Annotated in this window: 12 protein-coding genes; 1 reads left to right on the top strand and 11 read right to left on the bottom strand. The window is 66.1% G+C overall.

Annotated elements, in window-relative coordinates; all coding sequences use genetic code 11:
- Positions 1-76 precede the first annotated feature (76 nt).
- From guaB to ndk, 11 genes are all read right to left on the bottom strand, one after another.
- Positions 77-1,534, bottom strand: a complete 1,458-nt coding sequence (gene guaB, locus AC3IR9_RS08430; RefSeq protein WP_489295285.1) for an IMP dehydrogenase — start codon at positions 1,532-1,534, stop codon at positions 77-79.
- A 233-nt stretch (positions 1,535-1,767) separates the two neighbouring features.
- Positions 1,768-2,652, bottom strand: a complete 885-nt coding sequence (folD, locus tag AC3IR9_RS08425; RefSeq protein WP_489295284.1) for a bifunctional methylenetetrahydrofolate dehydrogenase/methenyltetrahydrofolate cyclohydrolase FolD — start codon at positions 2,650-2,652, stop codon at positions 1,768-1,770.
- Positions 2,653-2,801: 149 nt separating this feature from the next.
- Complete coding sequence (locus tag AC3IR9_RS08420) at positions 2,802-4,628, bottom strand: monovalent cation:proton antiporter-2 (CPA2) family protein (RefSeq protein WP_489295283.1); 1,827 nt, start codon at positions 4,626-4,628, stop codon at positions 2,802-2,804.
- Between the two features lie 227 nt (positions 4,629-4,855).
- Positions 4,856-6,034, bottom strand: a complete 1,179-nt coding sequence (moeB, locus tag AC3IR9_RS08415; protein WP_489295282.1) for a molybdopterin-synthase adenylyltransferase MoeB — start codon at positions 6,032-6,034, stop codon at positions 4,856-4,858.
- Between the two features lie 107 nt (positions 6,035-6,141).
- Complete coding sequence (der, locus tag AC3IR9_RS08410) at positions 6,142-7,533, bottom strand: ribosome biogenesis GTPase Der (RefSeq protein WP_489295281.1); 1,392 nt, start codon at positions 7,531-7,533, stop codon at positions 6,142-6,144.
- A gap of 12 nt (positions 7,534-7,545) precedes the next feature.
- Positions 7,546-8,754: an outer membrane protein assembly factor BamB gene (gene bamB, locus AC3IR9_RS08405; RefSeq protein WP_489295280.1), complete on the bottom strand. Its 1,209-nt coding sequence runs from the start codon at positions 8,752-8,754 to the stop codon at positions 7,546-7,548.
- The gene (locus AC3IR9_RS08400) at positions 8,754-9,392 is read right to left on the bottom strand and encodes a YfgM family protein (protein WP_489295279.1); all 639 of its coding nucleotides are present in this window, start codon (positions 9,390-9,392) and stop codon (positions 8,754-8,756) included. Before AC3IR9_RS08400 ends, bamB begins: the two co-directional genes overlap by 1 nt.
- 58 nt (positions 9,393-9,450) lie before the next feature.
- A complete protein-coding gene (locus AC3IR9_RS08395) occupies positions 9,451-10,317 on the bottom strand; it encodes a RodZ domain-containing protein (RefSeq protein WP_489295278.1) in 867 nt (288 codons plus the stop codon).
- Positions 10,318-10,323: 6 nt separating this feature from the next.
- Positions 10,324-11,121, bottom strand: coding sequence for a type IV pilus biogenesis/stability protein PilW (gene pilW, locus AC3IR9_RS08390; RefSeq protein ID WP_489295277.1), 798 nt, complete (start codon positions 11,119-11,121; stop codon positions 10,324-10,326).
- Positions 11,108-12,313 carry a dual-specificity RNA methyltransferase RlmN gene (rlmN, locus tag AC3IR9_RS08385; protein ID WP_489295276.1) on the bottom strand — a complete coding sequence of 402 codons (1,206 nt, stop codon included), beginning with the start codon at positions 12,311-12,313 and terminating at the stop codon, positions 11,108-11,110. The genes pilW and rlmN overlap by 14 nt, the downstream gene beginning before the upstream one ends.
- 10 nt (positions 12,314-12,323) lie before the next feature.
- Positions 12,324-12,749 (bottom strand): nucleoside-diphosphate kinase, encoded by a 426-nt coding sequence (gene ndk, locus AC3IR9_RS08380; protein ID WP_489295275.1) that lies wholly within the window; start codon positions 12,747-12,749, stop codon positions 12,324-12,326.
- 318 nt (positions 12,750-13,067) lie between these two features.
- Between ndk and AC3IR9_RS08375 the strand changes: the two genes are divergently transcribed.
- A complete protein-coding gene (locus AC3IR9_RS08375) occupies positions 13,068-13,730 on the top strand; it encodes a TetR family transcriptional regulator (protein WP_489295274.1) in 663 nt (220 codons plus the stop codon).
- Positions 13,731-13,736: the final 6 nt, after the last annotated feature.

Raw genomic sequence — 13,736 nt, 5'->3', positions numbered from 1 at the left:
AAAAAATGAAACCGGCGGCGGATAGAGAAAGAGGAACGGGAATCAGCTTCCTCGTTCCTCTTTGCTCATCTACGCATCAAGCGCGGTAGTTCGGCGGCTCTTTGGTGATCTGCACGTCGTGGACGTGGCTCTCACGCTGGCCGGCGCCGCTGATCTTGACGAACTTCGGCTTGCTGCGCATGTCTTCGATGGTGCCGCAGCCCACGTAACCCATGGTGGCGCGCAGGCCGCCCATCAGCTGGTGGATGATGCCGCCGACCGGGCCGCGGTACGGAACGCGGCCTTCGATGCCTTCGGGCACCAGCTTGTCGGCACTCGAAGCGTCCTGGAAATAGCGGTCCTTGGACCCCTTCTCCATCGCTGCCAGCGAGCCCATGCCACGGTAGCTCTTGTACGAACGGCCCTGGAACAGCTCGGTCTCGCCGGGCGATTCCTCGGTACCGGCCAGCAGGCCGCCGACCATGATCGTCGATGCGCCGGCCGCCAGTGCCTTGCCGATGTCACCGGAGTAGCGGATGCCACCGTCGGCGATCAGCGGGATGCGGTCCTGCAGCGCTTCGGCCACCAGGTCGATCGCGGTGATCTGCGGCACGCCGACACCGGCAACCACGCGGGTGGTGCAGATCGAGCCCGGGCCGATACCGACCTTGACCGCATCGGCACCGCAGTCCAGCAGCGCCAGCGCCGCTTCGCCGGTACAGATGTTGCCGCCAACCACCTGCACGTGCGGGAAGTGTTTCTTGACCCAGCGCACGCGGTCCAGCACGCCCTGCGAATGGCCGTGCGCGGTGTCCACCACCAGCACGTCCACGCCGGCGGCGACCAGCGCTTCCACGCGGCGATCGGTATCGCCACCCACGCCGACCGCGGCACCCACCAGCAGTCGCGTGGCGGTGTCCTTGGCAGCGTTGGGGAAGTCGGTGTTCTTCTGGATGTCCTTGACGGTGATCAGGCCGCGCAGGGCGAATTCGTCATTGACCACCAGCACCTTTTCAATGCGGTTGCGGTGCAGCAGGTGCAGCACTTCGTCCGACGCGGCGCCTTCCTTGACCGTGATCAGGCGATCCTTCTTGGTCATGATGTGGCGGACCGGATCGTCCAGCTCGGTTTCAAAGCGCATGTCGCGGTGGGTCACGATGCCGACCAGCTGGCCCCCGCCATCCACCACCGGCACGCCGGAAATATTGCGCGCCTGGGTCAACGCCAGCACGTCGCGGATGGTGGTTTCCGGCCCGACCGTGATCGGATCGCGGATCACGCCGGCCTCGAACTTCTTGACCGTGGCCACTTCGGCAGCCTGCTGTTCGACGCTCAGATTCTTGTGGATGATGCCCATGCCGCCGAGCTGGGCCATGGCGATGGCCAGGCGTGCTTCGGTGACGGTATCCATGGCAGCGGAAAGAATCGGAAGCTTCAGCCTCAGGTCGCGGGTCAGCCGCGTTTCGAGGGTGACATCCTTGGGCAGAATGGTCGAATGAGCGGGGACGAGCGAGACGTCGTCGTAGGTGAGAGCTTCAGCCTGGATGCGCAGCATCGGCATACCCGAGATGTGGGGAAGCGCGACATTTTACCCTGATTCGGCCCGCTTGGGCAGGGGGCCGGTGCGACGCTGTGTCGCGCGGGGCGGGACGGTTCATGGGACCGGTGGGTAATCGGCCGTGGGGCCACACGACCAACGGTCGTGCGCTACCGGCAATGCGCGACCGGTAGGTGACGACCGTTGGTCGTCACGCAGTCAGCGGGCGCCCAGGCGGGCCCCAGCCCGGATCAGACCGACGCTTCGGCCGCTTCCAGGGTGTTCTGCATCAGCGTGGCCACGGTCATCGGCCCTACCCCGCCCGGGACCGGGGTAATCCAGCTGGCGCGCTCGGCAGCCGCCTCGAACCCGACATCGCCGACCAGGCGGCCATCGTCCAGGCGGTTGATGCCCACATCGATCACCACCGCGCCGGCCTTCACCCACTCGCCCGGCACGATGCCCGGGCGGCCAACGGCGACCACCAGGATGTCGGCATCGCGCACGCTGCGCTCAAGCACTTCGCGCGGGGTGAACTTGTGGCAGCTGGTGACGGTGCAGCCGGCGATCAGCAGTTCCAGCCCCATCGGACGGCCGACGTGGTTGCTGACCCCCACGATGGTGGCGTTGCGGCCCCGCACCGGCTGGTCGGTGTGGCCCAGCAGGGTGACGATGCCGCGCGGGGTGCACGGGCGCAGGCCGAACTCGCGCAGCGCCAGGTGGCCGACGTTTTCCGGGTGGAAGCCGTCCACGTCCTTGCGCGGGTCGATGCGGTGGATCAGCCGGCTGGCGTCGGGGATGCCCGGCAGCGGCAGCTGCACCAGGATGCCGTGGATCTTCGGATCGTTGTTGAGCTGGTCGATCAGGGCCAGCAGCTGCGCTTCGCTGGTGCCGGCCGGCAGGTCGTAGTCGAAGGCTTCGATGCCGACCTTCTCGGCGGCACGGCGCTTGTTGCGTACATACACGGTCGAGGCCGGGTCGCCGCCCACCAGTACCACCGCCAGGCCGGGCCGACTGCCCCCTGCCGCCAGGCGGGCGTCAACGCGCACCTTCAGGCTGTCCAGCAGGTCTTCGGCGATGCGGCGTCCGTCCAGGATACGGGCGGAAGTAGCGGTAGCGGGGGTCAATGAGCTCATCGAGGGCGGCAGGCGTGGGGGCGACGGTCGTCCATTGTCCCTGATTCGGTCTGTCCCGCCCACCGGTAGTGCCGGCCGCTGGCCGGCAATCACGTTTACTAGGCCGGCCTTTGCCTGGTTGCCGGCCAGCGGCCGGCACTACCTGATCGTCATTCCTCTTCGGGCAGCTCGTCCGCATTGAGTGTGCGCGCCTTGCGCTTGGGCGCCGTGAACGGCGTCGGCGTCGGCACGCCCGGCAGCGCGCTGCCGTACACCATGTGCGCCCCGGCGGTCAGCCCGCCACCGGCCATTTCCAGCTCGAAACGTTCGGCGTCGCGGCGGCGGATCTCACCGGCGATGGTGGCGGCATCCTCTTCGTCCAGCCCCAGCTCGATCAACGCGGCCTCACCGAACGCCACCGCTGACTCGAAGGTCTCGCGGATCTGGAAATCGACACCGGCATGGATCAGCCGCAGCGAATGCTCGCGGTCGAACGAGCGCACCAGCAGCTTGGCCTGCGGGAACTGGTGGGCCACCAGTTCGACGATGCGGTCGGCCTGGGCGCTGTCGTTGACGCACACCGCAATGGCGCGTGCCAAGCCGGCACCAGAGGCATGCAGCACATCCAGCCGGGTGCCGTCACCGTAGTAGATCTTGAAACCGAAACGCTCGGCGCTCTGGATCATCTCGATGTCGTTGTCGATGATGGTCACGTCCACGTCGCGCGCCAGCAGCGACTGGCTGGCGACCTGGCCGAACCGACCGAAGCCGATCATCAACACGCTGCCGGACAACCCATCAGCAGCGTCGATGCCGTCCATCGAGACTTCGCGCTCTGGCGTGAAGCGATCGTGCAGCAGCACGAACAGCGGCGTCAGCGCCATCGACAACACCACGATCGCGGTCAGGTTGGCGTTGATTTCCACGCCGATCACCCCCGCTGTCGCGGCGGCGGAGAACAGCACGAAGGCGAACTCGCCGCCCTGGGCCATCATCACCCCGCGATCCACGGCCTGGCGATGGTCGCTGCCCATGATCCGCGCCACCGCGTAGATGCACACGCCCTTGGTGAGCATCAGCGCCAGCACCCCGGACAGGATCAGCGGCCAGTTGTTGGCCACCACGGTTAGGTCCAGCGCCATGCCCACGCTGAGGAAGAACAGGCCCAGCAGGATGCCGCGGAACGGCTCGATATCCGCCTCGATCTGGTGGCGGAAGGTGGATTCGCTGAGCAGCACACCGGCCAGGAACGCGCCCATCGCCATCGACAGCCCGCCCAGCTGCATCAGCAGCGCGGCACCGAGCACCACCAGCAGTGCAGCGGCGGTCATCACTTCACGCGCCTTGGCCGCCGCCAGGATCCGGAACAGTGGATTAAGCAGGAACCGCCCCACCAGCACCAGGCCGACGATCGCACCGGCGCCGATACCGACACTGACCCAGCGCGAGCTGTCGCCCGCCTCGGTATGCAGCGGCGACATCAGCGCCACCACCGCCAGCAGCGGCACGATCAGCAGGTCTTCAAACAGCAGGATGGAGACGATCTTCTGCCCGGAAGGCAACGCGATGTCGCCGCGCTCGGCCAGCTGCTGCATCACCACCGCGGTGGAGGTGAGCACGAAACCGAACGCGCCGATGAAGGCCACCGGCAAGGGGAAACCGAACAGCATGCAGATGCCGGTGAGCACCGCGCCGCAGACCACGATCTGCAGGGTGCCCAGGCCGAAGATCTCGTTGCGCAGGCTCCACAGGTGCGAGGGCCGCATTTCCAGTCCGATCACGAACAGGAACATCACCACGCCCAGTTCGGCGGTATGCAGGATGGCCTGGGGATCGGAGAACCAGCCGAAGCCGAACGGGCCGATCGCCAGGCCGGCGGCGAAGTACCCCAGCACCGACCCCAGCCCGAGCCGACGGAACAGCGGCACCATCACCACCGCTGCGCCCAACAGCGCCACTACCTTCACCAGTTCACTGGCACCTGCTTCGACCGCCATGCGGTTGCTTCCCCGGACTACAAACGATGCCTCAACGATAGGGCAAAGCGTCTGACGGCAATAGCATCGGCGCTGGGTATTTTTGTGCTGAAAACAGAACGATATCGCGCATCATCCGCCACATCGTCCTGAAAATGTCCGTAGAGCCGACCGTTGGTCGGCTGCCTCGCACGCCCCGTAGAGCCGACCGTTGGTCGGCTATCCCCATCGGGGCGGCCGCCCGCAGGTCAGGGCGCGCTGCAGAACGCGGCGTAATCGATGTAACCGGGGAATGCCCTGCCCGGTGCACACAGCGGGCACGCCGGATCCGGGGTCAGCCGGGTTTCGCGGAACCGCATGCCCAGCGCATCGAAGCTGAGCAGGCGGCCCACCAATGGCTCGCCGATCCCCAGCAGCAGCTTGAGCACTTCGGTGGCCTGCAGCAGCCCGACCATGCCCGGCAGCACGCCAAGCACGCCGGCCTCGGCACAGTTCGGGGCAAACTCGGCCGGCGGCGGCGCCGGGAACAGGCAGCGGTAACACGGCGCCTGGCCGCGCTGGCGGCCGGCATCGAACACACTCACCTGGCCGCTGAAGCGCTCCACCGCGCCATATACCAGCGGGATCCCATGTTTGATGCAGGCATCGTTGAGCAGGTAGCGCAGCGGAAAGTTGTCCGACCCATCCAGCACCACGTCCACGCCGTCCAGCAGCGCGTCGATGTTGGACGCATCCACACGCACCTGCACCGCCTCCACATCCAGATGCGGATTCAGTGCCAGCAGGCGCTCACGCGCCGAGTGCACCTTCGGCTGGCCGACGCTGGCATCGGTATGCAGGATCTGCCGCTGCAGGTTGCTGCGCTCCACCACGTCATCATCGGCAAGACGCAGGTGCCCGACCCCGGCGGCGGCCAGATAGAAGCTGGACGGCGCTCCCAGGCCACCGGCACCGAGCACCAGCACGCGCGAGGCCAGCAGCGCCTGCTGACCGCGCACGCCCACCTGCGGCAGCAGCAGGTGGCGCGAGTACCGTGCGTTGAAATCGCGCTCGGCATCGCTCTGCAACGGCTGCACCAGGGGCAGCCCTTCGGCACGCCACGCCGTGGTGCCGCCGTGTACCGAGTACACGTTGGCATAGCCCTGCCCGGCCAATCCCTGCGCGGTGTCCATCGAACGTTTGCCGCTCTGGCAGATCAGGACGACCTCGCGGTCGGTCGCCGGCAGATGCGTGGCCGGTGCGGCCAGCAGATCGCCCATGACGATGCCCAGCGCGCCTTCGGCCATGCCGCTGGCACGCTCATGCGGTTCGCGCACGTCGATCAGCAGGGCGCCGTGGGTGAGACGTTGGCGGGCCTGGGCGGGGGTGAGTTCGGGGATCGGGCGCATGCCGGCATTATCGGCCAATCGCTCACCCGGGTGGCGCATCCACCCGTAGAGCCGACCGTTGGTCGGCTGCGTTTCGTCGGGATCCCGGCAGTCGACCAACGGTCGACTCTACGGGGGGGTATCGGTCAGTCGACCAACGGTCGACTCTACCGGCCCTTGACGTGCTTGATCAGGCGCCGCTTGCGCTTGACCTGACGTTCGGTGAGCACGTTCTTCTTGCCTTCGTAAGGGTTCACACCCTCGCGGAAGATGAACTGCACCGGGGTGCCTACCAGCTTGAAGCGCTTGCGGAAGAAATTCTCCAGATAGCGCTTGTACGACTCCGGCAGGTCCTTCAGGCGCGTACCGTGCACGATGAAGGTCGGCGGATTGGAGCCGCCCGGGTGCACGTAACGCAGCTTGGATACGTGACCGCGAATCGCCGGCGGCGGGTTGGTCTCGTAAGCCACTTCCAGCGCCTTGTTGACTTCGCTGGTGCTGAACTCGTGCGTCGCCGAGGCATGCGCCGCATGCACGCAGCGGAACAGCTCGCGCAGGCCCGAGCCATGCTTGGCCGAGATCCGCACCACTTCGGCCCACGGCACGAACCCCAGCTTGCGCGAGACCAGTGCTTCGGCCTGCTCACGCTGGTAGTCGGTCAGCCCGTCCCACTTGTTGATCGCCACCACCAACGCACGCCCGGCATCGAGCACCGCACCCAGCACGCTGGCGTCCTGGTCGGTCACGCCTTCGCCGGCGTCCAGCATCAGCACGGCCACCTGGCACTGCTCGATCGCCTGCAGCGTCTTGATCACGCTGAACTTCTCGACCACTTCTTCCACGCGCGCCTTGCGACGCAGCCCGGCAGTATCGATCAAGCGGTACTCGCGACCGTCGCGCTCCATGTCCACCGAGATCGAGTCACGGGTGGTACCGGGCACTTCGGAGGCGATCATGCGCTCCTCGCCCAGCAGCAGGTTCACCAGCGTCGACTTGCCCACGTTGGGACGCCCGACGAAGGCGATGCGCACGCGATTGGGATCGTTGTCGAGCACCTCGGCACTGCCCTCTTCGGGCAACCGCTCGACCACTTCGTCCAGCAGATCATCCAGACCCTGGCGATGGGCGGCCGACACGGTCAGCATTTCGCTGAAGCCGTAGCGGGCGAACTCCGAACGCACGGTATCCTCGTTCATGCCGTCGATCTTGTTGATCAGCAGCACCGTCGGACGCGCCAGCTTGCGCAGCCACGCCAGGATCTCATCGTCCATCGGGCCCTCGCGGGCGTCCACCACGAACAGGATGAGATCCGCCTCGGCGGCCGCAGCGCGGGCCTGGCGCGCGGTAGCACCGGCCAGACCTTCTTCTTCACCGGCAATACCACCGGTATCGACCACCAGGAAATGGTGGTCTTCATTGAGACGACAAACACCGTAATTACGGTCCCGGGTCACGCCGGGCTGGTCATGGACCAGCGCGTCGCGCGTACGGGTAAACGCATTGAACAGCGTGGACTTGCCGACATTCGGCCGTCCAACCAGGGCGACCAAGGGCAGCATCGCGGTAACTCCTTATTGTGCCAACCGGAATGCGGTCAGCTTTCCATCAACGTTCTGCACCAGCAGAATCCCATCGGCGGTTACCGGCTGCGCCAGCAGGGCGTCGCCGCCACTTTTGGCGCGAGCCGCAAACTCGCCGTTATCCGTACGCAACCAGTGCAGGTAACCCTTGTAGTCACCTACCACGACATAGTCGCCGTGCACCGCCGGACCGGTCAGCGAACGCCGTGCCAGGCCATTCTGCGACCACATCGCGGTACCGCTGTTCTTGTCCAGGCCGAACACGCCGCCCTTGTTGTCGGTGACGAACACGTTGCCCGAGGTCAGGGCGATGCCACCGGCACCGCCATGATCGCGCGACCACAGCGGACGACCGGTCGGGCCTTCAATGGCCATGGTCTGGCTCTTGAAGCTGCTCACAAACAGCGTGTTGCCTTCCAGCACCGGGGCGCCGTCCACATCGGACATGCGCTCCAGCTCGGTACGACCTTCACCGTTGGCAACCATCTGGTCCCACACCGTGCGCCCATCCTGCATGCCAAGTGCCGCCACGCTGCCATCATCGTTGCCGATGAACAGCACGCCCGGGCCCGCCACCACCGGTGCGTTGCCGCGCACGGTCAGTGCCGGCAGCTCACGCGGGTTGAACCAGCGCTGGGTGCCGTTTTCGGCATCCAGGGCGGTCACGCGACCATCGTTGCTGCGCACAAACACCATGCCCTGGCCCACGGCCGGCGCGGAGATCACTTCGCCGGTTACCTTGGCCCGCCACTTCTCGGCGCCGTCGTTGGCGTCCAGCGCGATCACCTGGCCGTCCAGCGTACCAATCACCACCAGGCCGTCGCCCACGCCGGGGCCACCGGACAGGCGCAGCTTGGGCTTCTTCTTTTCCTTGGCCGGCTCCCAGGTCCAGACCTTCTTGCCGGTCTGCAGGTCGATGGCATGCACGCCGCCGTAGATGGCCGCCGCGTACACCTTGCCGTCGGCCACGGCCGGGCCCTGGCGCACGCCGATGCGTTTTTCGCCCTTGCCGACGTTGACACTCCAGATCCGGTCGACCTTGGCGGTCGGCTCGAACTTCACCAGCTCCGCCGGTTCCAGTGCCTTCTTGGCCGCCGCGTCCTTGCCGGCGAACCAGCCCTTGACGGTGGTGCAGCCCGACAGCGCCACGCCCAGCAGGACCAGGGTGGCAACGCGCTTGATCATGACCATCTGCTTCATTACACCGACTCCGCAGCATCGGTGACGGTGCCACCGGCATCCATCACTTTGGTTTCCAGCAGGCGCCGCTGCGGCGCTGCCACGTCCAGCGTCTTGAGCGCCTTCTCATACTGTTCGCGGGCCGCATCACGCTTGCCCTGCGCCATCAACGCATCGCCCTGGATCTCCAGGCTGGCGCTGTCGGCGGCACCGTTGAGCGCCTTGATGGCCTCGTCGGTCTTGCCGGTGGCCACCAGCAGGCGCGCGATGCGCTGCTCGATGACCGGCTGGAACTCCGGGTCGGCCTTGATCGCGCGCAACGTTGCCAGTGCGTCATCGTTCTTGCCGGCCTCGACCTGGGCCTTGGCCAGCTGCAGCGCGGCCAGGTCGGAATAGATGCTCGCCTTGCCTTCGTCCAGCGCCTTCACGCCCGTGACGGCCTGCGCCAGGTCTTTGTCCTGCAGGTGCTTGAGCACCATCTGGTACTGGACATTGGCGCCGGCAAGCTTGTTGCTGTGCTCCTTCTGCCACCACTGCCAACCGGCGATGCCGCCGATCGCGATCGCCACACCCGCCAGGATGCTGACACCGTTCTTCCGCAGCCAGCCGCGGACGCGTTCACTTTGTTCGTGCTCGTCGAGCAGGTCGTCGATCGCCATGCGTACTCTCGCCCCGCCCGTAAGGAGGAGCTGTTTGAATTGGATTGGGAAACGCAGCTCAGTGCGGAACTGGGGCTACGGAGCCGTCAGAGGATACCGTAAAGCGTGCCACGTTGGCTCGCTGGTACGGCGAAAGGTCGACGATAGTGCCGGCCTGCTGAACCTCGACCGCCGATGCATTGCCCAGCACCATGCGCCCGACCTGACCCGGGGTGAAGCTGCGCGCTTCGCCGGATTTGACCAGGGCTTTTTCCACGGTGCTGCCGTCGGGTGAGGAAATATCCACCCAGCTGTCGCCCTTGAACTGCAGGCTGAGCGCACCGGCCGGCGCCGGTGCGGTGCTGGCCGGTCGCGGGACCGGCGTCAGCGAGGCCAGGTACGGTGCCGACGGGCTCGCCGATGCCGCGCCGGGCACGATGGGGGCCGGGCCCGCCGATTCCGCCGGGGGCGTGCCATCACCGACCGGGACTGCCGCCGGGATCACATCCAGCGAAGCGGTGCTCGGCAAGCCGGTGGCATCGAAATGACCACGGGTGGCAAACCACACCGGAACCGCCAGGACGGCGGTGATACCGACATACAGTGCGCGGCGGCCCAGGCTTTCGGCGATGCGTCGGGCACGCGGGGTATGGGTATGGCTGACCAGCTGCGGCGGCACTACCGGCCCGATCTGGGCCTGGTCCAACGCATCGCCCAGGTCGATCTTGAGCAGGCGCGCATAACTGCGTAGCTGGCCGCGCACGAACACCGGTGCGCCCAGGCGCTGCCAGTGCTCTTCCTCAAGCGATTTCACTACCTGCATCGGCATGCGCAACTGCTGCCCCACCGCTTCGAGCGTCAGTCCTGCCGCTTCGCGCGCCTGGCGGAGACGAGCCCCACAGCCGGCTGCAGCATCAAAAGCGTTCACAGTCTGGTCATCAATCACAATGCTTCAACCCCGGGGATTAGGTGCCGCATCCTGCGGAAATTCGTCGCGGATTCGTTGCAGATAGCGACCGGATGCCACCGGATCGCCGAGCTGCACCTCGATCTGAGACGCAAGTTGTAACACGGATCGCGTGGCCGGTGCAGCCGCCAGACGCCGTTGCGAGAAGGCCCGCGCCTCGAAATAACGCCCCTGGGCGTACTCGCTGCGCGCCATCGACTCCAGCGCATAGGCATTGCCCGGGTCGCTTTCCAGCGCCGCGCGCAGGTCGCGGGCAGCCCGTTCGGCCTGGCCAGCCTCCAGCGCACAGCCGCCGGCATTGGCCAGCGCCGAGGCCGGCGTGGTGTATCCCGGCGCCGCAAGGGCCCGGTCGAACCACAGCAGCGACTCGGCTGCGCGGCCATGCGTACACAACCAGGCACCATAATTGTTGAGGACGTCACCGCGCTCGGGCGCCAGCTCGGCCGCCTTGCGGTACAAGGGCCCGGCCTGGGTATCGGCACCGCGCCGGGTGGCCAGCACCGCCAGCATCAGATAGGCCTCGGGACGGTCAGCATCCAGCTTCAGCGCCGCCTTGGACTTCTTTTCCGCCGCCTCCAGAGCGCCGGAGCGATAAGCCTCGGACGCCAACGTCATCTGGTCCTGGTAACTGAACCTGCGGCGGGTGGCGGCGTTGTCACGCACCTCATAGGTAGGCGCTACCCCCAGCTTCGAGGCGGGGGGCTTCATGCCTTGTTTGCCGCAGCCGACCACTGCCAGCGCGATGAAAACAACGGCTGGCAAGCGCAGGTCAGGCAGCAGCATCCCGGCTTTTCCCATCCTGCAGCGTTTTATTGAACTCGGCCTGGCGGCGCGTGCGGTCCATCACCTGGCCCTTGAGCTGGCCACAGGCGGCATCGATATCGTCGCCACGGGTCCGCCGCACCATGGTCAGCACCTTGGAATCGAGCAGGATCTTCTGGAAGGCGCGGATTTCGGTGTCGCCGGAGCGCTCGTAGCGGGTACCCGGGAATGGATTGAACGGAATCAGGTTGACCTTGCCCGAGTGCGCCGCCTGCACGGCGTTGTCGAACTGGCGCATCAGCCGCGCCAGCTGGCGGGCATGTTCGGGCTGGTCGTTGATGCCCTTCATCAGGGTGTATTCAAAGGTCACCGATTCGCGGCGCTTGTTGGCGCGCAGGTAGCGTGCGCACGATGCCATCAGCTCGGCGATCGGGTACTTCCTGTTGAGCGGGACCAGGGTCTCGCGCAGCGCATCGTCGGCGGCGTGCAGCGACACCGCCAGCGACACATCGCTTTCGGTGGACAGGCGGTCGATCTGCGGCACCAGGCCGGAGGTGGACAGGGTCACCCGCTTGTTGGCCAGGCCGTAGCCCAGGTCGTCGCGCATCACGCTCATGGCGCGCACGACGTTGTCGAAATTCATCAACGGCTCGCCCATACCCATCATCACCACGTTGGTGAGACGACGCTGCTTGTGCGGGATGTTGCCCAGATGGCGCGCGGCCACCCACACCTGGCCGATGATCTCGGCGGTGGAGAGGTTGCGGTTGAAGCCCTGGGTGGCGGTCGAACAGAACGTGCAGTTCAGCGCGCAGCCGACCTGCGAGGACACGCACAGGGTGCCGCGGTTCTTGTCCGGGATGTAGACCGCTTCGATGGCGTTCTTGCCATCGGTGCCCATCGCCAGCAGCCACTTGTGGGTGCCGTCGGTGGACGGTTTGTCGAACACGATGTTCGGGACGCGGACCTCGGCGTGCTGCTTGAGCTTGGCGCGCAGCGCCTTGCCCAGGTCGGTCATCTCATCGAAATCGGTGACGTAGTGATGGTGGATCCACTTCATTACCTGGTGGGCACGGTAGCGCGCTTCGCCGAGTGTCTCGGCGAAGAAGCGCTCCAAACCCTCGCGATCGAGGTCGAGCAGGTTCTGCTTGGCCACAGTCGCGCTCGGGACGAGCACGACGGGGATGGCGGTTGTCTGTACGACCTCGTTCACGGCATTACTCTCAGCGCGAGACGACTTCGGTGGCGGCGAAGAAGTAGGCGATTTCGATCGCGGCGTTCTCAACCGAGTCCGAGCCGTGGGCGGCATTGGCATCGATGGATTCGGCGAAATCGGCGCGGATGGTGCCCGCAGCCGCTTCCTTCGGATTGGTGGCGCCCAGCAGGTCGCGGTGGGCCAGGACGGCGTTGCTGCCTTCCAGGGCCTGGATCATCACCGGGCCGGAGATCATGAACTCGACCAGCGCGTTGAAGAACGGACGCTCGCGGTGCACGGCGTAGAAGCCTTCGGCTTCGCGGCGCGACAGCTGCTTGTACTTGGCGGCGACGACCTTCAGGCCGGCCTTTTCGAAGCGGGCGTAGATTTCACCGATGACGTTCTTGGCGACGGCGTCGGGCTTGATGATGGAAAGGGTGCGCTCCAGCGCCATGGGAATACTCCGTTGGGCGGGCCACTGATCGGCCCGAGATTAACATGAAAAAAACCCGCGTCAAAACGCGGGCTTAGCCTGATATACGTGAGGCAATTCTAACGTGTAACCCGACCATGCGGTAGTACCGGCCGCTGGCCGGCAAGCCCATGAACCGCAAGCGAAGCGCCCCCGTTCAGGCATTGTCGGGTTGCCGGCCAGCGGCCGGCACTACCGGGCAGATGAACGAATCCCGCGGCCCATTGTGCGTCGCACAATGCGCCAGCGCTGCCACAGGTCTAATATCAAACAATCGTTTGATTGAACCCTGCCCGACCCATGGCCAAGCCCGCTCATTTCTCCACCAAGGACCGCATCCTCGGCGCCGCCGAAGAGCTGTTCGCCCAGCATGGCTTCGCCGGCACCTCGCTACGCCAGGTCACCAGCCAGGCCGACGTGAACATCGCCGCGGTCAATTACCACTTCGGCTCCAAAGAAAATCTGGTCAACGAGGTGTTCCGCCGGCGCATGGACGAAATGACCGCCGCGCGGCTGTCGCAGCTGGATAGCGCCCGCCGCGAGCACCCCGGCGAGCTGCACCCGGTGCTGGCCGCCTTCGTCGAACCGGCCCTGGCGATGGCCCAGGACCGACAGACCGGCGGCGCGTTCGTGCGGGTGATCGCCCGCGCCTACGCGGAGAAGAACGACAACCTGCGCAAGTTCCTGTCCGACCACTACGGCCACGTCCTGCGCGACTTCGGCAAGGCCATCGGCGCCTGCGTGCCGGCGTTGAGCAAGGAAGAGCTGTATTGGCGGCTGGATTTCCTGGCCGGCTCGCTGACCTATGCGATGGCCGATTTCGGCTTGATCAAGCGCCCTGCCGGTGTCACCGAAGGGGCGCATCGTGCCCATGCCGCCCGCGAACTCATTCATTTCGCCGAAGCCGGATTCCGCGCCAGCGCGGGCACCGATGCTGCGACGACCTCCCTTTCCACCCCGTAGAGCCGG

Source organism: Stenotrophomonas sp. GL_101 (assembly GCF_057835675.1).
This window is presented reverse-complemented; position numbering and strand designations above follow the sequence as displayed.